General features: G+C 66.3%; 22 protein-coding genes. 11 read left to right on the top strand and 11 right to left on the bottom strand.

The features are described 5' to 3' along the window. Nucleotides 1-9 precede the first annotated feature (9 nt). Both D892_RS0101490 and D892_RS0101485 read left to right on the top strand, forming a co-directional pair. Entirely contained in the window at nucleotides 10-654 is a 645-nt protein-coding gene (locus D892_RS0101490; RefSeq protein ID WP_156959327.1) for a hypothetical protein, read from the top strand. Further along, complete coding sequence (locus tag D892_RS0101485) at nucleotides 644-1882, top strand: tetratricopeptide repeat protein (RefSeq protein ID WP_024799551.1); 1239 nt, start codon at nucleotides 644-646, stop codon at nucleotides 1880-1882. The genes D892_RS0101490 and D892_RS0101485 overlap by 11 nt, the downstream gene beginning before the upstream one ends. A 363-nt stretch (nucleotides 1883-2245) precedes the next feature. On the opposite strand, the gene D892_RS0101480 is transcribed toward D892_RS0101485, so the two are convergent. The 4 genes from D892_RS0101480 to D892_RS0101460 form a co-directional block, all read right to left on the bottom strand. Then, nucleotides 2246-2464 (bottom strand): hypothetical protein, encoded by a 219-nt coding sequence (locus tag D892_RS0101480; protein WP_024799550.1) that lies wholly within the window; start codon nucleotides 2462-2464, stop codon nucleotides 2246-2248. A 13-nt stretch (nucleotides 2465-2477) separates the two neighbouring features. After that, nucleotides 2478-2996 carry a hypothetical protein gene (locus D892_RS0101475; RefSeq protein WP_024799549.1) on the bottom strand — a complete coding sequence of 173 codons (519 nt, stop codon included), beginning with the start codon at nucleotides 2994-2996 and terminating at the stop codon, nucleotides 2478-2480. Nucleotides 2997-3392: 396 nt separating this feature from the next. Next, nucleotides 3393-3668: a hypothetical protein gene (locus D892_RS0101465; RefSeq protein ID WP_024799547.1), complete on the bottom strand. Its 276-nt coding sequence runs from the start codon at nucleotides 3666-3668 to the stop codon at nucleotides 3393-3395. A 174-nt stretch (nucleotides 3669-3842) separates the two neighbouring features. Continuing rightward, the gene (locus D892_RS0101460) at nucleotides 3843-4223 is read right to left on the bottom strand and encodes a hypothetical protein (protein ID WP_024799546.1); all 381 of its coding nucleotides are present in this window, start codon (nucleotides 4221-4223) and stop codon (nucleotides 3843-3845) included. A 261-nt stretch (nucleotides 4224-4484) separates the two neighbouring features. Here D892_RS0101460 and D892_RS49480 point away from each other — a divergent pair, with 261 nt between their 5' ends. Both D892_RS49480 and D892_RS0101450 read left to right on the top strand, forming a co-directional pair. Further along, nucleotides 4485-5273, top strand: coding sequence for a helix-turn-helix domain-containing protein (locus D892_RS49480; protein WP_369801724.1), 789 nt, complete (start codon nucleotides 4485-4487; stop codon nucleotides 5271-5273). Then, nucleotides 5257-5730 carry an NUDIX domain-containing protein gene (locus tag D892_RS0101450; protein ID WP_024799544.1) on the top strand — a complete coding sequence of 158 codons (474 nt, stop codon included), beginning with the start codon at nucleotides 5257-5259 and terminating at the stop codon, nucleotides 5728-5730. The genes D892_RS49480 and D892_RS0101450 overlap by 17 nt, the downstream gene beginning before the upstream one ends. Nucleotides 5731-5765: 35 nt before the next feature. Here the strand turns inward: D892_RS0101450 and D892_RS0101445 are convergent, their stop codons facing one another. The 3 genes from D892_RS0101445 to D892_RS0101435 form a co-directional block, all read right to left on the bottom strand. Beyond that, nucleotides 5766-6452 (bottom strand): DUF2637 domain-containing protein, encoded by a 687-nt coding sequence (locus D892_RS0101445; protein WP_024799543.1) that lies wholly within the window; start codon nucleotides 6450-6452, stop codon nucleotides 5766-5768. Beyond that, complete coding sequence (locus D892_RS0101440) at nucleotides 6449-6643, bottom strand: hypothetical protein (protein ID WP_024799542.1); 195 nt, start codon at nucleotides 6641-6643, stop codon at nucleotides 6449-6451. Before D892_RS0101440 ends, D892_RS0101445 begins: the two co-directional genes overlap by 4 nt. Nucleotides 6644-6898: 255 nt before the next feature. Continuing rightward, the gene (locus D892_RS0101435; RefSeq protein ID WP_024799541.1) at nucleotides 6899-8071 is read right to left on the bottom strand and encodes a GDSL-type esterase/lipase family protein; all 1173 of its coding nucleotides are present in this window, start codon (nucleotides 8069-8071) and stop codon (nucleotides 6899-6901) included. A gap of 694 nt (nucleotides 8072-8765) precedes the next feature. Between D892_RS0101435 and D892_RS0101430 the strand changes: the two genes are divergently transcribed. From D892_RS0101430 to D892_RS0101400, 7 genes are all read left to right on the top strand, one after another. Further along, nucleotides 8766-9728: a hypothetical protein gene (locus D892_RS0101430; protein ID WP_024799540.1), complete on the top strand. Its 963-nt coding sequence runs from the start codon at nucleotides 8766-8768 to the stop codon at nucleotides 9726-9728. A gap of 248 nt (nucleotides 9729-9976) precedes the next feature. Then, nucleotides 9977-11014 carry a polyprenyl synthetase family protein gene (locus tag D892_RS0101425; protein WP_024799539.1) on the top strand — a complete coding sequence of 346 codons (1038 nt, stop codon included), beginning with the start codon at nucleotides 9977-9979 and terminating at the stop codon, nucleotides 11012-11014. Between the two features lie 304 nt (nucleotides 11015-11318). Then, the gene (locus tag D892_RS0101420; RefSeq protein WP_024799538.1) at nucleotides 11319-11717 is read left to right on the top strand and encodes a hypothetical protein; all 399 of its coding nucleotides are present in this window, start codon (nucleotides 11319-11321) and stop codon (nucleotides 11715-11717) included. A gap of 37 nt (nucleotides 11718-11754) precedes the next feature. After that, nucleotides 11755-13290 carry a WXG100 family type VII secretion target gene (locus tag D892_RS46260; RefSeq protein WP_024799537.1) on the top strand — a complete coding sequence of 512 codons (1536 nt, stop codon included), beginning with the start codon at nucleotides 11755-11757 and terminating at the stop codon, nucleotides 13288-13290. Then, entirely contained in the window at nucleotides 13287-14120 is an 834-nt protein-coding gene (locus tag D892_RS0101410) for an ESX secretion-associated protein EspG (RefSeq protein ID WP_024799536.1), read from the top strand. The genes D892_RS46260 and D892_RS0101410 overlap by 4 nt, the downstream gene beginning before the upstream one ends. A 5-nt stretch (nucleotides 14121-14125) precedes the next feature. Next, nucleotides 14126-15178: a serine hydrolase gene (locus D892_RS40115; RefSeq protein WP_024799535.1), complete on the top strand. Its 1053-nt coding sequence runs from the start codon at nucleotides 14126-14128 to the stop codon at nucleotides 15176-15178. A 380-nt stretch (nucleotides 15179-15558) separates the two neighbouring features. After that, nucleotides 15559-16176 carry a class I SAM-dependent methyltransferase gene (locus tag D892_RS0101400; RefSeq protein WP_024799534.1) on the top strand — a complete coding sequence of 206 codons (618 nt, stop codon included), beginning with the start codon at nucleotides 15559-15561 and terminating at the stop codon, nucleotides 16174-16176. Between the two features lie 5 nt (nucleotides 16177-16181). Here D892_RS0101400 and D892_RS0101395 read toward each other — a convergent pair whose 3' ends face one another. From D892_RS0101395 to D892_RS0101380, 4 genes are read right to left on the bottom strand one after another with little or no spacing between them, the layout of a single operon-like run. Continuing rightward, nucleotides 16182-17423: an NAD(P)-binding domain-containing protein gene (locus D892_RS0101395; RefSeq protein ID WP_024799533.1), complete on the bottom strand. Its 1242-nt coding sequence runs from the start codon at nucleotides 17421-17423 to the stop codon at nucleotides 16182-16184. After that, on the bottom strand, nucleotides 17423-17989 hold the full coding sequence (locus D892_RS0101390; protein WP_024799532.1) for an OsmC family protein: 567 nt from the start codon (nucleotides 17987-17989) through the stop codon (nucleotides 17423-17425). The genes D892_RS0101395 and D892_RS0101390 overlap by 1 nt, the downstream gene beginning before the upstream one ends. Before the next feature lie 45 nt (nucleotides 17990-18034). Further along, complete coding sequence (locus tag D892_RS0101385; RefSeq protein ID WP_024799531.1) at nucleotides 18035-18664, bottom strand: CoA-binding protein; 630 nt, start codon at nucleotides 18662-18664, stop codon at nucleotides 18035-18037. Beyond that, nucleotides 18661-19995, bottom strand: coding sequence for an O-acetylhomoserine aminocarboxypropyltransferase/cysteine synthase family protein (locus D892_RS0101380; RefSeq protein ID WP_024799530.1), 1335 nt, complete (start codon nucleotides 19993-19995; stop codon nucleotides 18661-18663). Before D892_RS0101380 ends, D892_RS0101385 begins: the two co-directional genes overlap by 4 nt. Between the last annotated feature and the right edge of the window lie 99 nt (nucleotides 19996-20094).

Raw genomic sequence — 20094 nt, 5'->3', positions numbered from 1 at the left:
GCTGGTAATATGTCGGTCCTGACCTGTTTTATTTGGCCGGGCCCCGCAGAAACCCCACGTTTTCGGTTTCGTAAGTCGGCCAGGCTGAAGCCGACGACAGTGGTCGTGCCTTACTGGCAGCGAGACCGGGTGACTCAGAGCGAGTTGTACGAGGAGTTCCGGGACACGGTTGGCGCGGTGCGCGCCGATGCGGAGCGAGTGCGCGAAGATGCCGATATCGCGTATGTGGAGTGGACGACCGTCAATCTCGCACGCTGGGTGGACTCGAGGCTGGGCGGGTTGCGGCGGATCACCGACGGGCCGCTGTACGACCGTGTCAATCCGGCTGTCGAGGCTTCCGACTACCTGTTCATGGTGTGTGAAGCTGTGCACAGCCGAGGATGTCTGCTGGGGGCTGGGGAGAACCTGTACCGCCGGCGTTGGGGGTACTCGCCGTGTGCGGGTGGCGATGTCCGTGTGCGGGTTCGGATCTTCGACGACGACACGATCGTCACTGTCCCAGGGTGCCCTCGTCATGCCGCGGAAGAAATCGTGTACTGGGATATCGAGGTCGAGGACCCGCGTCGTTGGGCTCCGGCGCCATGCACTGCATTGCAGGACTTTGTAATTCGAAACCTGCGGCAACAGGTGCCAGAATGGGCTGGTGGAGCATGATCCGCTGTTCGATCCCCGCATGTACGACCACTACGAGCGGCCACCGGCCGATCCGTGGCTGCTGTATGTCAGCGATCTGGGTGAGCGCGACGCACGCACGGGCAGGCCGCCGCGCGACACGTTCCGGGACCGCCCGCTGGAATCCTTCAGTTATCACTTCGGGCGAAACCTTGATCGGGAAGAATATCAACGAGTCGACATCGCGGATTGCCTTGCCAGAATTCGGGATTCGGGAGATGAGCGGTGCGCGCAGGGGCTGGTCGATCTGCTGTGGCGTGATTACCTTGACGAACCTCCCGACATTCCTGATCTCGATCGCTTCCTCGGTCATCTCCAGCAGCTGATGCGCAAGCACGACATCCGTGACAAAACCACCAGCTACCCCCTGGCGTGCCTGCTCTACAAGTACGATTTCCCATCCGATGCCAAGTTCTGGTTCCAGCGAGCCGGTGCGGCCGGCCATATTGATGCTCTGGTTTTTCTCGGCGAGATGTGGAAGTCGGAGGGGAACGAACGCCAAGCCGCGCGTTGGTATTTGGCAGCGATCAAGGCGGGTGGTCACCCGCGAGCGGTCGGTGGACTCGGCGCTATTCTCGTGCGTGGCAAGCAGTGGGATCGAGCCGAAAAGCTGTACCGGCAGGCCATCGCGCACGGGCATGAGTACGCGCAGCGGATGCTCGACGATTTGCTGCTGCGGCGTCGTGATCCCGAAGCATACGAGCTGGCCAACCTCGCCACCCCTGATCCCGACGCCGAGATCTTGGCGCTCCAGCAGATGCACCGGAGCGCGGAGGACAGATTTCTGCGACGCGCACAGGACGGCGACCCAGAAGCCGCTTACCAGCTCGGTCTGGTCCTGCTGAAATGCGGTGGGAGCCTGGGGGATCCGGACCCGCTGAGAGCTATGGGCTGGTTCAAGGGCGCGATGGAGGCGGGTCATCCGCGCGCCGAATACGCGTATGGCGTCGCGTTGTACCAGTCGGGTTTGCTTCCCGAGTCGGAACCGTATCTGCGGCGCGGGGTGGCGATGAACGACTCCGCCTCGGCTCGCTGCCTGGGTGAATGGTTGCATTCCTGCTATCTGTACGCCGAGGCCGTATACCCGCTGCAGATGGCGGCCGAAGCCGGTGAGTCTGCTGCGGTCGGCTATCTCGCCGATTGCCTGACGCGGCTCGGTCGCACCGAGCAGGCCGAGCACTGGCGGCGAATATCCACGGCGGACACCTGACCACCCGGGATCACGGACCGGGACGGAGGCCGAGCGATGTTTCGCGACGATTCGCAACGCGGACAGGTGCCTTGTCTATTGTCGCAGAGGGAACTTCAACGTCAGGTCGCCGACGATGCAGTCGCGACGAGGTTGAGCCCAGCAGGATGGTGTACGGCGACAGCAAAGATCGACGCAGGGGTGGGCGGGTTGTGGTCGCGATGATTGCGGTTCGGGCCCCTCGGCTGATTTCAGAATTGTTCCAGTAATGCTCCAGAGGGTGTTTCCAGTGTTGTGGCACAAGCTATTTCACGCCGTGAGGGAGTTGTCATGACTGTCGTATCTCGTACCCGTAGTGTTCGTCGTCTTGGCGCGGCATTGGTACTAGCCGATCAGATACTTCTCGAGATCTTCGAGATACCGGGAGCGAACGAACTCGTATCCCGTTGCGGGGTCGTACAGCCGGAATCCGTCGGGTCCCGTCGCGCCCGGTTCCGCGATCTTGCGATCCATCCCGAATCCAGCTCTCGCCGCGCGCTTTTCGATCAGCAAGGCGCGGTCACGATCCGGATCATCCGGCCACATGTAATCGGTGATCGGCATCGACGGTGACCCTTCAATTCCGTTCCGTGTGTGCGGCACCGGGGCCGTGCCGTCGCCACAACTCCGGCAGAGCCCGCGCGCTGGCCTCCAGTGTCATGACCGTGAGATCGGCCGACAGCACCGTCCTGCGATGGCCGGCCGACGGCATGTAGTGCACGCCGAAGTTGTCGGTCGAGTCGCGGGGCATCACCGCGTGGTAGCTATTGCCGTGTATGTCGACCACCAGCCCCGTGATCGCCGAGTCGTCGGTGTCGGTCATGGTCAGCCGATGCTGACCGTTGTCGTGTCTGTCGACGCGGGAGAAGCCGTCGACCATCAATCCCAGGCCCCAGCACCGGACGCCGTTGTTGATCAGCTCCGCGGACTGCTGCACCAGCACGGCTGCCGCGTGCTGCCCCTCGGCCGGTAGCGCGAACGGGTGAATGAGTATCGCTTGCCCCGGGTGATATTCGAACCCGAAGAACATCGGAAACACGCCTGTTGCGTCGTAGCTGTTCATCATGGTGGCGCACGAGTCCTCTCGCGATTCCACCGGAGGGCACGGGATCGTTGTCACCGGGTGTTTGGTCCCTTCAATCGTAAGTCGTTGTTGCCCATAGGTATTCATGCCTCTGGGTGAAGCGGAACCGGCCCGGGTAAGAGCACGGGCACTGCTATATGCGGTGCTCGGGAACCGCTCGGAACCGGGCGATGTGGTAGGTGGGTCGATGTCAGTTGGGTGATGCCGGTGGTAGCGGTCGGGAACGATGGTCGCGGGGCCAGTACGGCACCAGATGCGGCACAAGCGCCGGTGTGGTCCACGCGGCGGCCGATTCGGCGTCGGTCAGAGTGGAGTACGGTCCCCACACACCGGTCGGGCACGGACCGGGGTGGCGGTCGCAGGAACCGCTGATGGTCACCACCGCCCACTGCATGTAGTCGTCGATGCTCAATGGCGCCGGCTCTCGATCGCACGCGGGCGACGGGCGGCGGGGTTGTATTCGTGCCAGAACTCGCGGCGGATCTTGTCCCACAAGCGTTCCCATTCCGGTTGCCGCTCGCGGGCGTCGGCCAGATCGGTGCCCAGCGGGAAGGTCACATCGATCACCGGGTCCTCGCGAGTGTCGTGCACGGTCATCACCTCGATCTCTCTGCTGGTGTCGTGCGTGGAACGCCACAGCGCCTGTAGTCCGTCGATCTCTGTCCAGTGCTCGCCGTCGCCCATACCGGAATCCCTGGCCGCACAACCGGTTACGTGGTCTCGGCCAGCAACGCGACACCACCGGCGGACACGGCATCCGGAGGTACGGGGATACCGCGCTCACGGGCACGGTCCTCGGCAGTCGTGGCAGAGGGCACCAACCGCCCAGCGGCCACCAGCCGGCCGTGGGCGGTGAACTTACGGGGGACAGCGCAGGACCGAGCAGTCGATGTGCACCTGCATGGTCCGGACGGCCTCGTCGACCGACAACCGATGGTCGGGGAACCCGTGTGCGTCCGGATCGGCCAGTGGGACGCGCGCCCAGGTTTCCGGCGGGCACACGGTTTCGAGGTCGCACACCTCGCACACCCGCGCGGGCGAATGATCGACCGTGGTCAGGTCGAATACCACCAGAGCCGCCAGCGTCAGGTTCGTGCCGACCACGAAGTTCAGGGCGTACCCGACCGGATCGGCCACGTCGGCGGGAGGCCGCATGGTGTAGATGTACCGGTATCCCAGTACCGATTCCGCGTGGCGGCGTAGCGCGACCGCGCGACGAGGCCCGTCCAGTCCCGACACGTCGGGACGCAACAGGCCGATCGATGCCGGCCGGGGGTCGACTGTGGGCAGAGTCGCTGATTGCCTTCGCTCTGACAGTTTCCTTATCAGCATGAATTCTCCCTAGGTGACTTTGGCAGGCACCTGTAGTCGGTCCACTTGGTTCGCACCCCGGACCGGTGAGTAGGCAACCGGCCCAGGGGCTTGGACCGAAGGTATGAGTAACCGAGGGACGCTAGAACTGTGCTGGGGACGTTTCGGAAGACACTTCAAACGTCCTGAATGTCCTCTAGCCTTACGGGTATGGCTCAGCAGAGGCTAGAGACGGCCATCCACAGATCAGGGCTTAGCTCTGCGGAGCTAGCCGACAAGGCAGGCGTAGACGTGAAGACAGTGAACCGGTGGCTTGCCGGTCGGGTACCACACCGCCGGACACGAGTGCGGGTAGCTGAGCTACTAGGAGAGACCGAAGAGACGTTGTGGCCTGCCGCACGCCCGGATACTCGAGCGGGGGCACCGGCTACCGCAGAGGTTATAGGCGCTTACGCACACCGTGCCGAGATACCGAACGATCTATGGATTTCATTGGTACACAAGGCAACTCAGCGGATAGACATCATGGGCTACGCTTACCCGTTCGTGCTTGAGCTGTTGCCTGAAGCCTCCGAGATGATAGCGGCCAAATGCCTTGCCGGGTGCGAAGTACGGCTAGGATTCGCCGACCCGGACTGTGATCACGTCATGGAGCGAGACACGCTGGAACAGATGAACGGGACACTACCTGGGCGGATACGCAACGCTTTGTCCATGCTCGGACCGTTGCCGGATACCCCAGGGTGCCGGGTAGGGCTGCACTCGACCCACTTGTACAACTCGGTGTTCAGGTTCGATGACGAGATGATCGTTACCCCGTACTTGTTCCGTGCCCGTGGATACCAGCACACAGCCTTGCACCTACGTCGGTTGTCTCCTCACGGGATATTCGAGTCGTTCTCTGATCAGTTCGAGCAGATATGGCAGACCACGGTGCCTTACGCCACCGAGGGGGGTTCCCGTGGGCTCACGGCGTGACTACTACCGGGACCCGGACGCACCGGAACCCAACTCACTGAAGCCGGGGGCCTCCGCCCTGGTCGTAGACGGCTCCGGCCGTGTTCTCATGCAACGGCGTGGAGATTCAGGCAACTGGTCGTTGCCCGGTGGAATCATGGAAGTAGGGGAAACCCTCTCGGAGTGTGCGATCCGTGAGACTCGGGAAGAAACCGGGCTGGATATCGAAATAGCCGGACTACTCGGTATCTATACTGACCCGGAGCACGTGATCGCATACGAGGACGGGGAGGTTCGGCAAGAGTTCGCGGTGGTCTACTACGGCCGGGTGACCGGTGGGCAAATCACCGTGTCGCACGAGTCGACCTCGGTTAAGTTCCTCAGCCTCGGTGAACTCGAATCGTTGCCGGTACACCCGACTGTGCGGCTGCGGTTGCAGCACCACACCGGATTCCGGGGCACCCCATACCTGGGGTAACCGGGGATGCCCCTCAGGGTTCTTGGCGGCATTCACTAGACCGCCGACAGCAGCCTGTCCGACATTTTCCACTGTCGTAACACCCTGCGGCCGTAGTTGTTCGTACCCGCGATCCGATCCAGCTCCGCGCCGGTCGGTATGCGCCCTTTCGAACGCTCGGTCACGTAGTACACCCACATGCGCTGCTCAGCAGTCGGCCCGGCCGACGGGAGGGACCCGGCCGGGACAGCTGCGAGACGTACGACAGGTTCAGTCGCCCTCGTGGTCTCGTCCGTCTCGTCGGTCTCGTTGGCGGTCTCGGTGTTGTCCGTGGTCTCGATGTGGTGCCGTTTCAGCGCGCGATTGAGCAGTTCAACCGCGAGCAACAGCGCCAGCGGCGGGCACGCTGCCACGGCGACGCTGAACACGCTCAGCACCGGCGCTGCGGCGATGTTTGCGCACAGCGACAGGCAGATTCCGAACACGAACGCCACCCACGCTGTCCACCGGCCGTCCGCGTGCCGACTGTGGCCGGTCTTCCACAGCTCGACTGTCGCCACCATCAGCAACCCGTCCACGATCAACGGCCAAATACCGGCCGTCGCCTCGTCCGCGCCGAAGCGCAGCGCGAACGCCCGGCCGTGCCGGTATGAGGCATATGCAGCGCCGACCGCGACGAGCGCGGTACAGGCGCACTGTAAATACAACGCCCGGTCGCGCCGGGCCGAGGTCGTGATGCTCATTGCAGCGCACCTCCCGCGCGCTGCGTGTCGGGCAGAGGGCAAGAGGCGCAGGCGAATACCTGCGAACCGGTCACCGATCTGTCGACCGGGACGTGTGGAACGCGGACGCGGAGATAGTCGGCCCCGCAGACCACACACGCCAGCCCATCGTCCTGCAACGGGGTCAACCCGGCGATGATCTCTTCGGCCATCAACGATCACCGCCCGACGCCATCCGGCGGGTACCGACAGGCTTGATCCGGATCTCCGGCCCTTCCGCCGTGAGAGAGTTCGGGTTGTGGAGCGTTAGGCCCACTCACGACATGCTGGTCAGGCCCGGTTTTGAACCGGGCCTGATTTATAGTGTTTCGACCCGACCTCGCGGAACCCCACGGTTTTGCGTTCTGGTTTGTATCGGCTTCTTCGAAAGGGAGTCTCGCTGCGCTCGATATGCGGCTACTCGAGATTCACCGTTCGCTGAAGGGGCCGCCGGCCGCGAAGATCCGCTTGGCGAAACGCTCACCGATTCGGCGGTGGGTGGCGGGGTCGGGATGGAGTGCGTCGGGCAGCGGTAGTTCGCCGAAGTCGTTCTCGCCGTAGAGGTCTCGTCCGTCGAGATAGTATAGTCGCCGGTCTTCGGTGGCCCGTTGCTCTACGATGCGGGCCAGTTCCTCCCGGACGACGCCCAACGTGAGCTTCCCGGCGGCACGCTCGGCTGGGTCTCCGGTGGCCCGGAACCGAACCTCGCCGGCGCTGAGCGCGTGGGCGTCGAAGGCGCCCGGGCCCGGAGTGTCCTCGTGGATAGGACAGTAGATGGCCGAGGCGACCAGCAGTGGTGCGTCGGGATGGCCATCGCGGATGGTGTCGAGGAAACCGTGCACCGCGGGCCCGAAGGCGCGCAGGCGCATCAGGTCGGCGTTGACCACGTTGATACCGATTTTGACGCTGATCAGGTCCGCGGGCGTGTCGCGCATCGTGCGAGCGGTGAACGGATCGAGCAACGCGCTGCCGCTCATGCCGAGGTTGATCAGCTCGACGCCGCCCAGCGCGGCCGCCAGTGCGGGCCAGGTTCCGGTGGGGTGCTCGGCGTTGGATCCGTGGCTGATCGAACTGCCGTGGTGCAGCCACACCCGGCGGTCCCGGGCCGATCCCGGTTCGACGGGTGCGTCGGTGCGCAGGGCCACGAGTTCGGTGGTTTCGTTGTGCGGCAACCAGATTTCGATGTTCTTCAGGCCGGCGGGCAAATCCGCGAAGCGGACGGTGCCGGCCGGACCACGGCGGGTCCGGACGGTTCCGGCGGTCATGTCGATGGTCAGTACGTCGCCGCCGGTCACGCTGCACTGGGCCGTCAGTCGGCCGTCGACGACGAGGTCGTATACACCGTCCGGTCGGGGCGGAACACCGACGTAGACCCGCTTGGTACGCACGGCGTCGATCTCGATAGCGGTTGCGCGGCTGCGAAACGCGAGTCGTACCCCGGAGGGCTGAGCCTCTGCCATGGCCAGTTGTCCATCGTCGCACCGAGACCGGGCGTGCGCCGGCAGCCGGTGCGGGAGCACACCGCGCTCGGTGCGTTCCAGTTCGAGTGCGCCGCGCACGATGTCCGCGGTGAGAGGTATTCGGTGGTATTCGGTGTGCATGGTTGCTGTGCCCAACGCCGAGCCGATCGTTGCAGAATTCGCCCCGTTGCCTCACCTCGGCGTCGGTGAAGCCCTCGAGTGTTGCTCGCCCGACGGTAGCAACCATTGCCGGTGCGGATCGGCCCCGGCTCACCACCGCGGTGGCGCGGTGCCCAGAGCAGCGGCCGGTCGGTGCGGCACGTCGCCGCAATGCGGCAATCGTTCCGGCGGCACCGAGGTAGGCGGCGAAGTACTCGTCGAGCAGGGAGGTCGGTGGTGGATACCCACGTCGGCTCTCATCGCGGCCGAGTCGACCTGGTCGACGCAGTAGCCGATCGGACTCGTCGCCATGGCCTCGTCCATCCGGAGCCTTGATGCTTCTCGAAATGCGCCCGGCGCATGCCGGATATGTGCATCACGGGCTTCTGTGGCCGCGGGAGTGTGACCGATACTGGTTCGGGCGGTTGGGAACGATCATGGACGTTCCGCCGCGATGTGCTCGCGGGCCGACCCGACCTGATCATCGGCACCTCCGGTGAGATACGCACCTCGGCCTTCCTCACCCTGGTGGGGCGCGCCCGTCGAGCTGTGCTTGTGGATACCTACAACCGCCGCCGATGCCGCCTCGGGCGGTGGACCTGCGCCTCCGACTGTGGAGCAGCGGCCGGTGTCGAGGCATAGCCCACGGACCATCGCCACTGTCGAAAGGGAGACCATGTACGACATCCGTTCACGTTTCGGTCCGCCGACGGACTGGACGGTGCCGCCGAATCGGCATGCCGCCGGCCTGACCGACAACACGCTGTCCTGGCTTCGCAGAGTCGGTCTCGCCGGAGCGGGCGACGGAACCATACGACGGATCCGGAATTACGACCCGGGTGGGTGCGTCGGCCGGGCCTGTCCGCTGACCGCGGACCGTGAGTTCTTGCAGGCCGCCTCCGATTTCATGGCCTGGGCGTCATCGTTGGATGAGATGTTCGACGAGTCGAGGGAGTCGCTCGACAGGGCGCAGCGGCTCGAACTGGCGGCCCGGATGGCCACCTTTCCCGAGTGGAGCCCACCCGCGAACGCGATGGAACGACCCCACGCCGACGCCTGGCCGGACGTCGGAGCGCGGCTGCTCGACCTCGGCCGGTACGCCGGAGCCGCATGGGCGGAACGCCTGGTGACCGTGATCCGGGAGACGTTCGAGGTCGTGTTGTCGAGCACGCCCGACGGCGATGTGTGGGCGACCCTCGAAGACTACGAGCGGCTGCGGCCGTTGGAAGCCGGCCTGTTGGTGTACGTGCCGTTGGTCGAGATCGCCGAGCACATCTGCCTGCCGGAGCGCGTGGCGGCGGATCCGCGCCACCGCGATCTGCTGGAGGCCACCGGCCTGATCGGCGGGCTCGTCAACGACGCCGCGTCCTTGGCCAGGGAGGATACGGGCACACCGAAATTCAACGCGATTCTGATTCATCGACACCACCGGCACACCAGCCTCGAGGACAGCTTCGAGGCGATCGGCCGGTGGAACGACGCGACGATCGGCCGCTTCCGGCAAGCTTCCCGATCGCTGGCCGACGACTACGGACCACCGGTGCCGCGGTATATCTCCGGCCTGCAACGGTTGCTCGCCGGTATGGCGCAGTGGCACTTCGAGTCGCGTCGGTACAACGCCGGCACTCGGGTCTCGTAGCGATCCGACAGCGCTTCGTTGATGGAAACCCGTGGTGCGGACGCTTATCGGCTGGTAGTCGGCCGGCGTGGTGGGCGTCGGCCGGCCGCGACACCCGTTCGGCGGCGGTGGCGAACGCGACTCGGCATCCGGCCCGGCGGGCGCGGATCGCCGGCCCGATCGCGAGAGGGGAACCCCGCCTTCGGCTCTGGATGGGAGGCCGATCCACATGCGCATTTCTGACATCGTCAGGATATCGGGAGTGAATCATGCCGAACAATCTCGCCGGTGCGCGGCCGCGCCGGGTGGCCCAAATCCTCGCCGACTCCCGTAGTCTGCTCGAACCGGCGCTGAGACGGTGGCTGAGCCACCTGGCGGAGCCTTTTCCGGACATAGCTGCCTATCACTACGGTCTGCCCGCACGAGACGGTTCCCGCCCGCCCGGTTCGAGCGCCCACCACCGGCTCGCAACGTTGACGCTGCTCGCCTCGGCCATCAACGGCGACCCATGGAAACACGCCTGCGACAGCGCCGTAGCCTGCGACCTGGTCGCCGCTATGACGCTCATCCACGACGACATCATCGACGGCGATCACGAACGCCGGGGCCGGCCGACGCTCTGGACTGCCTTCGGGCTTCCGACAGCGATGCTGCTGGGAGACGCGCTGGTGGCGCTGGCGTTCGAGATCCTCGCGTGTCAGTCCCACCGTGGCGCCGCGGAAGCGTCGAGACGCACCGCCGCAATGCTCGGCCGCGCATGTGGTGCCGAAGCCACCGAATTGGCGGAGGTGACGGATGCACCAGTCACGATGGTCGGCTCGCAGTCGGTGCTGGATGGCAAAGCAGCTGGTATCTATCGGCTCGCCGCCGAGATGGGGGCGTTGGTGTGCGGCGCCGACCCGGAGCAGGTTCGCGCCATGAGAGGGTTCGGGCTGTGCGTCGGTCGGGTGGCGCAACTTCTCGACGACCTCGGTGACACGCTGCCGGCCGGACCCAGGGACCACAACACGTGTGCTGATATCCGAAATCGCACCAAATCGCCCATGGTGATGGCTGCTCTCGGCCCTCCCGGCACAACTGCCGGCGAGCTGGCGGCCTTCTACAATGCCCGGGGCCCCGTCGGCGATGCGGAGACCGCGCACATCGCCTCCTTACTGGAGCAATGCGGCGCACGCGAGTGGACGCTCCGAGCAGTCGAGGACCAGACCAGCAGGGCCGCTGGGTATCTGGACCGCGCCCGCGTGGTCGAGCCGGTGCGCGACGAACTGATCGCCCTGACCAACCATCTCCAGCACACAGGTCAATGAGCCACGTCGGCCGGATCGGCGAACTGCCCGGTGCGATCGACGGATCCGAAACCGCGAGCGGCTACGCCCGGCTCCGTGAGCAGCTCGCAGTCGGGGGCAGTTGGCGCTGCATCCCACGCGTGATCCGATATGCTGAACCGCGTGAGCGCGATCGTGTCGGTGGGGTCTTACCACGTCGGCACGTGCGCGCCTGGGTGGGGGACGACCACCGGTGCGGTGCTCACTACAACAGCCACCTGTGCCCGGCGGCGCAGCGTTGGGCCGACACTGTGTACCGAGCATCTCGTTGTAGAAGGACCGACCGATGGCAGACAGCGAATTCGACCGCCTCACCAACGCCGCCAAGGGCCAACACATCCGGCTGGAACCGACCGCCGCGCAGGACTGTGCCAAGCTGTGCGGTGACATGCTCACCAAACTCGACAGCGCGATCGGCGACGCCGCCACGCTCGGCACCTTCAAAGGCGGCTTCGGCGACGGCAGTGTCGTCCCGAACGCGCACGATCTCGCCGAGCGCTACAGCGACCGCGCGGACGGCGGCGATTCCTCGCTGAAGCACGTGCTGACGAAGCATCGCGAGGTCGTCAACGACATGATGGATACCTTCATTGCCGCCGGCCGTGCGTACCTGACGAACGAAAATGCCTCCGCCCAGGCCCTTTCCGACTACGACACGAAGGTCGCGGGCTACCGGCCGAAGTAGTGAGATTCCAGCCGTCCTCACCACAGGGAGGTGACCCATGACTGGCTCACGTGAGCTCGACGCGAAGCTGAACGAATTCAAGCCGAAGGACAGGAACGCCGACAAGAGCACCGTGCTCGGCACCGACAGTGATGTCGGGACCGAGGTCGGCGAGATCCAGTGGAAGACCTTCGGTGAGACGCTGGAAAACCTTGTGAAATACCGCGATTCGATCAACCCCGGTTATGTGCGAGACACGGCGGGCAAGTGGCGCGATCACGGCGAAGCCTTGAAAACGCTCGCCGCCCAGTTCTCGAACGAAGTGAAATCGAAGATCATCGATTCCTGGGATTCGGACGCCGCCGGCACCGCGTCGCAGGCGGTACAGAAATACGCCGATCAGCTGTCGCAGCTCCCCACTGTTATCAGCGCGGTCGCACACAGCCTGGATTTCTCGGCGGAATTCCTCGAGGCCACGAAGAACAGTATTCCCGACCAATACGGCCAGCTGACCAACGGGAAGAACATCGTGACCACCGTCGACAACTACCAGGGCGGCAATGACGCCCACTACCGTGACAGTACGGACGGCGGGTATCTGACCTACGCCTCCGACTACTCCAGACTCAGCGATGAGGTCCACACGCTCGTGAAGCAGCAGCTCACGAAGCGGGCCAACGACGTCATGAACCAGATCTTCGTTCCCGGCGGGAAGTCCGTGGACGCGGCCATGCCGACATTCCCGCCCCCGAAGCCGGTGACGGAGAGCGGGACGATCCCGGGCGACCCGGGTTACCCCGGCAATCCGGGTAACCCAGGCAACCCGAGCAACCCCGGCAGTCCAGGTAGCCCGAGCAGTCCCGGCAGCCCGGGCAGCCCCACCTCGTCGTCGCTGGCACAGCAGGACTATCAGAAACAGCAAGAGGCGTACCAGAAGCAGCAAGAGGAATACCAGAAGCAACAGCAGGAAGAGCAGCAGAAGCAGCAAGAGGCATATCAGAAGCAGCAGCAACAACAACAAGAACAGCAGCAGCAACAACAGCAACAGCAACAGCAACAACAGCAACAACAGCAACAGCAGCAGGCGGCGATGCAGGGTTTGCAGGCCCTGCAGCAGGCCTTGCAGCAGGGCCTGCAGGGCGCCCAGCAGGCCGTGCAGCAGGGTATGCAGGCATTTCAGCAGGACGCACTGAAGAACATGCCCGGCGGACTGCCCGGACTGCCCGGCATGTCCGAGCTGGCCAGCGAGGCCCTGAAGGGCGGGGGCGGCGGCGGAGGCAAAGGCGGCGGCGGTGCGGGTGGCGGTCCCGGCGGCACCAGCCCGCTGTCCAAGGATCAGACACAGCTGGCGCGGCTGTTCCCGCGGGCCAGCGTGGAGGGCGAGGCCGCGGGGGGAATCAAGGCGGGCGTGCCTCAGACACCGGTCGGCGGACCGGGCGGCATGGGCGGCCCGATGGGCGGCGGCGGTGGCGGTGGCGCGCAGGGCCAGCAGGGCAAGGAGCACAAGCCGGCCGACTACCTGCAGTCCGATGAGTACCTCGAGGAGGCCCTGGGCGACGCCCCGGTCGTCGCGAAGCCGGTCGTCGAGAAATGACCGTCTACCGGGGGCGGCTGACGTCGCTCGAGGTCACGGTGCTGTGGGAGATGCTGTCCGACGACGGCCTGCCGTTCCCGCTGACGCACTGGCCGACCCACGAATACGAGGCAGACTACGTCCGCGCGAAAAGGGAGACGGCGGAACGGCTTCTGGGGAATCCGCCGTTCCGTGCGCCGCAGGGGTGGGAATCCGCCGATCTGCTGCAGCTGTGGAAGGCCGCCGTCAATCCCGACATCGTCATCTGGGCAGCGGGCGAGGCGCCCGGCGACGAGACGGACATGTCGGCGGTGACGCGCGTCGTGGGATTGCGGCGCGAAGGCTATGCCGTGGTCCTGGTACAGCAGCCGGGCGCGACTATCGAACGCGGCGGCGACATCGACGTCTACCAGACCGACGTCGTCGGGCTGGCGAAAGCCGTGATCGACCAGCTACCGAAGGTCGGGCCCGGTAAGCAGCGCGAAGTCCCGATCCTCGCGCAGCAGCCGTCGGCCGGAACGGACAGCTACGGCTCCTCTCCGGTGCTCGATTCGATGAACCTACCGCAGCAACGCTCCGACCGCTGGCTCAACGCGAAGACGGCTCGACGCGGCGAGCTGAGGGTCGAGCCGGGCAGCGCGGCACACTGGATCCAAGATCGCCGCGGCTATCTCCTGCGCTGGCGCGACATCGCCGACGACGGCCGCTACGTGATCGAGCCCAAGCCGGATCCGGTCGCAATTCCGGTGGACGACGACGCATTCGAGAAATTCGTCAACCAGCGAGTCGCCGACCTGGTGCGGCGGATCAAGGAGAACCGGCCCGTCGAACGCGACTTCCAGATCCGCTGAACACGATGCTCGACGAGACGACTCGCGACATGCTCGAGTTCCTCCTCGAGACACAGTTCTACGAGAAACGCCTGCCCGGCCTCGGCGCGGTCGTCGAGGTGGGCGGTCGGCGATGGGAGCTTGCGCTCGGCGTCTCGGACGTGACCACCGGCGAACCGTTCCGGATCGGCGACCACTATCGCATCGGAAGTGTCACGAAATCGTTCACCGCGACGGCTGTTCTGCAGCAGATCGACAGGGGCCGACTCGGTTTCGGCGACACACTCGAACCCTTCGTTCCGGGAATCCCGAACGGTGAGCGCATCACGATCAAGCACCTCCTGAACATGACGTCCGGTGTCCCCGACTTTGCCGATGTGCCGGACTGGCTGCCGACGGTCGAGGGCCTGTCGTTCGACACCGCCGACACGGACTGGCCGCAACAGCGCAAGGTCGATGTGATGCGAAGCAGGCCGGCGGCTTTCGAACCGGGTGTCAGGGCCCGCTACTGCGACAGCAACTACATTCTGCTCGGACTCGTGCTCGAGCAGGTGACCGGCAAGCCCGCGGCCGACGTGATCAACGGCGAGGTCGTCGCGGCGGTGCCGGGCCTGGCGTGCACCGAATTCCCCTCGGTCGCAAAGCTTCCCGACCCACATCCGGCGATCTACGCACTCATTCCCGACAGCCGCACGCTACGCGAGCTAGGCGACATGAACCCCCATGTCCTGTGGACGGCCGCTGCAATGACCTCGACGGTCGAGGACCTCCTCATCTGGGTGCGTGAGCTTGCCGACAGCACGCTGCTGTCAGCGGAGCTGCAGCGTGAGCGATTGACACCGCGGCACCTGGCCGGCCGGCGGGCCTTTCATCGGTACGGGCTCGGAGTGCAGCGCCTCGGCGCGCTGGTCGGCCACAGCGGCATGACGCCCGGTTCGTCGTGCGCGGTGTACCGCTATCCCGCCGAGGATGCGTCGGTCGCGGTCGTGACCAACGCGTTGGTGAACGACAACATCATCAGCCAGGAGATCGCCCTCGCGCTCATGCGGGCGCTCTACCCGAGGTTCGTCGACGGCTGAATTCACCCACCCCGCCTCCGTCGGCTGCCATCCCCTCGAGCCGACCCGACCGCGATCGTCGACATCGGGTGCGGGTATCCGGGCTGTATCGTCTCGTCGGCCGATCTCTGGTGGTTCGCCGCCGCGCTCGGCATTTCTGTGCCGACCACAGTCGTGTTCGAGTACCCGACCGCTGCCACCCTGACCGCCGATCTCTGCGACGTATCGGAATGATCAGCGCAGCTGTCGGTGGTCGCGGAGCGGATGTGGGGCGGTTGCTGCATACTCGGGTACTCGGAGCATCGAGCGGGAGTGCGGATCGTGGGCGGGTGAATGTCCGCGGTGCACAACCGAAGTCGGTGCGGGTCAGGAGCAGGTGAGGTGGGTACGGGAGTGCGCGCATGTCGTTGAAATATCTCGCGAGTCTGGCGGTCGACGCCGCGCAGGCGGGGCAGTGGGTGGAGGGGTCGGCCGACGACGGGGAGTTGGCGTATCTGGCGGGTCTGGTCCGCGAGACCGGGGCGAAGACGGTCGGGGAGATCGGTTTCAACGGCGGTTTTTCCAGCCATGCCTTCCTGGCCGCGGGTCCGGAGGTTACGGTCTGCTCCTTCGACCTCGGCGAGCACCACTACGTCAGGCCCGCGAAGGAGCATATCGACGTGGTGTTCCCGGGGCGGCACACGCTGGTGGCCGGCAACTCCACGCGGACCGTCCCCGCCTTCCACCGGCTCCATCCGACACTGAGATTCGATCTCATCTTCATCGATGGTGGCCACACCTACGAGGTCGCGGCGGCCGATCTCGCCAACATGCGGGCCTTCGCGACCGAGGAGACCGTGGTCGTGGTCGACGACATCGCACCCTGGGTGCAGTGGGGGCGCGGCCCGGCCTACGCCTGGGAGGACGCCGTGGCCGACGGCCTCGTGATCCAGGACGCGCTGGTGAAGGACGGTGTCGAGGCCACGACCGTGGAGCCGCCGGCCGAGCGCAGCTGGGTGGTCGGCCGGTACAAACTCTGAGGCCCTCAGCGGGTACGGGTCTGTTCCCGCCGGCCGGTGCTGTCGGGTGGCCGGCCGCCGAGGTATCCGGCGAGGTGGCCGGTCAGGTCGGCGGCGTCGGCGGCCGCTCCGTCGATGTAGGTGGATCGGCGGCGGCGCAGGACCGGTAGGCCGGTGATGTAGAGGCCGGGCCAGTCGACCACGCCGCCGTGGTGGCGGAGCCTGTTGCGGTGGTCGAAGACGGGGAGTTCGAGCCAGGAGTGGTCGGGTTTGATGCCGGTCGCCCAGACGACCGAGCGGATCTCGCCCGATGTCAGGTCGAGCAGCAGCGGGGAATCGGGGACGCGGGTCGGTTCGGGCCGTTCACCGCGGCCGCCCGCATGGTCGTCGATGGCGTCGAGCAGCCGGTCGAGTTTGAGGTCGGCCAGCGCGATCACGTTGCGCAGCGAGCCGGAGAACTGGGCGACGCCGTCGCGGATGCCGGCCAGCTTGCCGACGAGACGAATTCCCCTGTCCTGCACCGTATTCAGGTCGAGGGTGCGCCGGCCGCCGACGAGCTGGAAGGAGGCGAGATTGCGGGCCCGGACAAGGTCGTCGATGCCGTCGGAGCGTTCGTCGAGGATGCCGGTGGCGTCGAGCCACCACAGGATGTCGCGGTCGCGGTATCGGCGGGGCACCCGCACGTGCTCACCGGTGGCGAGGGTGACGGGGCGGCCGGAACGGTGGATCTCCTCGGCGATCTGGATGCCGCTCGCCGCGGCCCCGACGACGAGCACGCCCCCGGCGGGGAGCTGGTCCGGATTGCGGTAGTCGAGCGCGGCGATCGACTCGATGTCCTGGGGAAGGGCGTCGGCGAGCGCGGGGAGCGGGGAGGTCGTGAGGCCCGCGGCGAGCACGACGGTGCGGGCCCGCCACTCGCCCTGATCGGTGGCGACCGTGAACCCGTCGTCGGCGGCTCGGACCGCGGTCACGGTGGTACCGGTCCGGACGGGCGCCGACGACGCCGTGGCGTAGTCGGCGACGAAGCCGGCCACCTCGGCGGCGGTGAGATAGCCGTCGGGGTCGTCGCCGTCGTAGGCGTGCCCGGGCAGCCGGGTCATCCAGTTGGGGGTGAGCAGGCGCAGCGAGTCCCAGCGCTGGGTGCGCCAGGAGTGCGCCACCCGGCCGCGCTCGAGGACCACGTGGTCGATCGAGCGGTCGGCCAGGTGGCGGCTGATCGCCAGGCCGTTGTGCCCGGCCCCGACCACGACGGTGGTCGTGTCCGGCATCAGGACGCGTTGACGTTGACGCTGACGGTGGTCGGGTTGGTCAGCGCGTCGTAGACCGCGGATCGCTTCTGCGACTGCGCGACCAGCGCCTGGATATCGGCCGGGGAGGCGTCGGCGTCGATCGCGTAGTCGACGGTGATGTTGGAGAAGCCGTTGCGGACGTCCGGGTCGGCGCCCAGAATGCCGTGCAGGTCGAAGTCGGCCTTGACGGTGGCCTCGACCGAGCGGAGCTGGATTCCCCGCTGCTGCGCGACCGAGGCCACACCGGCGGTCAGGCAGCTGCCCAGCGCGACCAGGACGTACTCGGCGGGCGTGATGCCGTGGTCCTCGGCCGCGAACTGCGGCGGGTGGTCGGCGTCGAAGGTGAACTTCTTGGTGTGCTTCTGCTCCTCGCCCAGGCCGTAGAAGGTCTCCACCTCGGTGAGGCTGTGCGTGCCGCGGACCCAGCGGACGTTCGAGCGCCATTCGAACTCGGCGATCTCGGGTGTGTCTGCCAGTGCGCTCCGGGCGCCGAGCAGGGCCTTCACATTGACGCCGTTGTCGACGGCGGGGGCGGTTCCGGTCATGGTGGTACCTCCTGGTTGTGCGTGACGGTATTGCGGGAGTCGTTGTCAGCGAACGGTTTTGCGGGCGGTGATCTGGCCGGTGTCGAAGCCGAGGAGATGCAGGCCGCCGTGGAAGCGGGCGTGCTCGATCTTCAGGCAGCGATCCATCACCACCGCAAGCCCTTTCGCCTCGGCATCGCGGGCGGCGTCCTCGTTCCGGATGCCGAGCTGGATCCACAGCACCGGGGGCGGTTCGTCCGGGGAGCCCAGGGCGGCAACATCGTCCACGACGCCGGGAATGTCGGACGCCTTGCGGAACACGTCGACGATGTCGGGAGTTTCGGGCAGGTCGGCCAGCGAGGCGTGGACCGGTCGTCCGAGGATCCGTCGGCCGGCGGCATTGGGGTTGACGAAATAGACGGTGTAGTCGGTGGATTGGGCCAGATAGGTGCCCACGAAGTAACTCGCGCGGGCCGGGTTGGTGGAGAACCCGACGATCGCGATCGACTTCGCGCGCCGCAGGATGCGCAGGCGTTGCTTGGCATTGGGGCCGAACCAGGTGCGGTCGGTGTGCAACAGCCGGGCGCGCGGGGAATCGGCGGGCAGGGCGGCCGTGAGGCCGTTGGCGAGCTGGGTGTCGACGAGCGCGGCACCGCCCGCATCGGTCACCTGGTCCGGCTTCGCGGTGTCGCTCATCGTGCGTCCTCGGATTTCAGTGCCGCATGCAGGGCTTGATCCAGGTCGTAGAGGATGTCGTCGGTGTCCTCGAGTCCCACGCTGATCCGGACCAGCCCCGGTTCGACACCGGCCTGCGCGAGTTGCTGCTCGCTCAGCTGGGCGTGCGTGGTGGAGGCGGGATGGATCACGAGTGTCTTCGTATCGCCGATGTTGGCCAGATGGCTTGCCAGATCGACGGATTCGATGAATGCGCGCCCGACCTCGCGGCCGCCCTTGACGCCGAAGCTGAAGACGCTGCCCGGACCCTGCGGCAGATACTTGGCCGCCCGCTCGTGGTGCGGATGGCCGGGCAGGCCGGCCCAGTCGACGAATTCGACGCGCGGATCGGTCGCCAGCCACTGCGCGACGACATGGGTGTTGTCGACGTGGTTCTGCATGCGCAGCGGCAGCGTCTCGACGCCCTGCGCGAGCTGCCACGCCGACTGCGGCGACAGCGTGGGGCCGATATTGCGGAGCTGTTCGGCGCGCAGCCGGGTGAGGAAGGCGTACTCCCCGAAGTTGCCGTTCCAGGTCAGCCCGCCGTAGTGCGGCACCGGCTCGTCGAACAGCGGGAACCGGGGATTGTGCCAGTCGAACCGGCCCGCCTCGGCGACCACCCCGCCCAGCGTGGTGCCGTGGCCGCCGAGAAACTTTGTGGCCGAATGGATCACGATGTCGGCGCCCCACTCGAGCGGGCGGTTCAGGTAGGGCGTGGGAATGGTCGAATCGATGATCAGGGGAATACCGGCGGCATGGGCGACGTCGGCCAGGCCCTCGATGTCGGCGATCTGCCCGGAGGGGTTGGCGATGGTCTCGGCGAACACCAGCTTCGTGCGGTCGGTGATGGCCTCGGCGTAGGCGGCGGGATCGGCGGAGGTGACGAACGTGGTCTCGATGCCGAACCGGCGCAGCGTGATATCCAGCTGGGTGAGCGTGCCGCCGTAGAGTTGCGCGCTCGCCACGATGTGGTCGCCGGCCCCGGCCAGCGCGGCGAAGGTGATGAATTCCGCGCTCATCCCGGTCGCGGTGGCGACGGCGCCGAGCGCGCCCTCCAGGCTGGCGATTCGCTCCTCGAAACTGGCCACCGTCGGATTCGACAGCCGCGAATACACGTTGCCGTACTTCTGTAGTGCGAAACGCGCGGCCGCGTCGGCGGTGTCGTCGAAGACGAAGGCCGCGGACTGATAGATCGGCAGCGCGCGGGAGCCGCTCACGGCGTCGGGGATGTTGCCCGCATGGATCGCCCGGGTGCGGAAACCGTACTCGCGATCGACCGTTCGCCGCGTATTCGCCGCACCGGGCGACGACACCGGCGTGTTCTCGGGTCCCGGGCTAGGCACGGACGACCGTGCTGCGGAGGGAACTGGCATCGGCGCTCACAATTCTCCCTGGAATGACGGAACTCCCCT

The sequence above is a fragment of the Nocardia sp. BMG51109 genome, from assembly GCF_000526215.1.
In the GTDB taxonomy this organism is placed as follows: Bacteria; Actinomycetota; Actinomycetes; order Mycobacteriales; family Mycobacteriaceae; genus Nocardia.
Note: the sequence above shows the minus strand (reverse complement) of the source record. Positions and strands in the feature narration are given on the sequence as shown.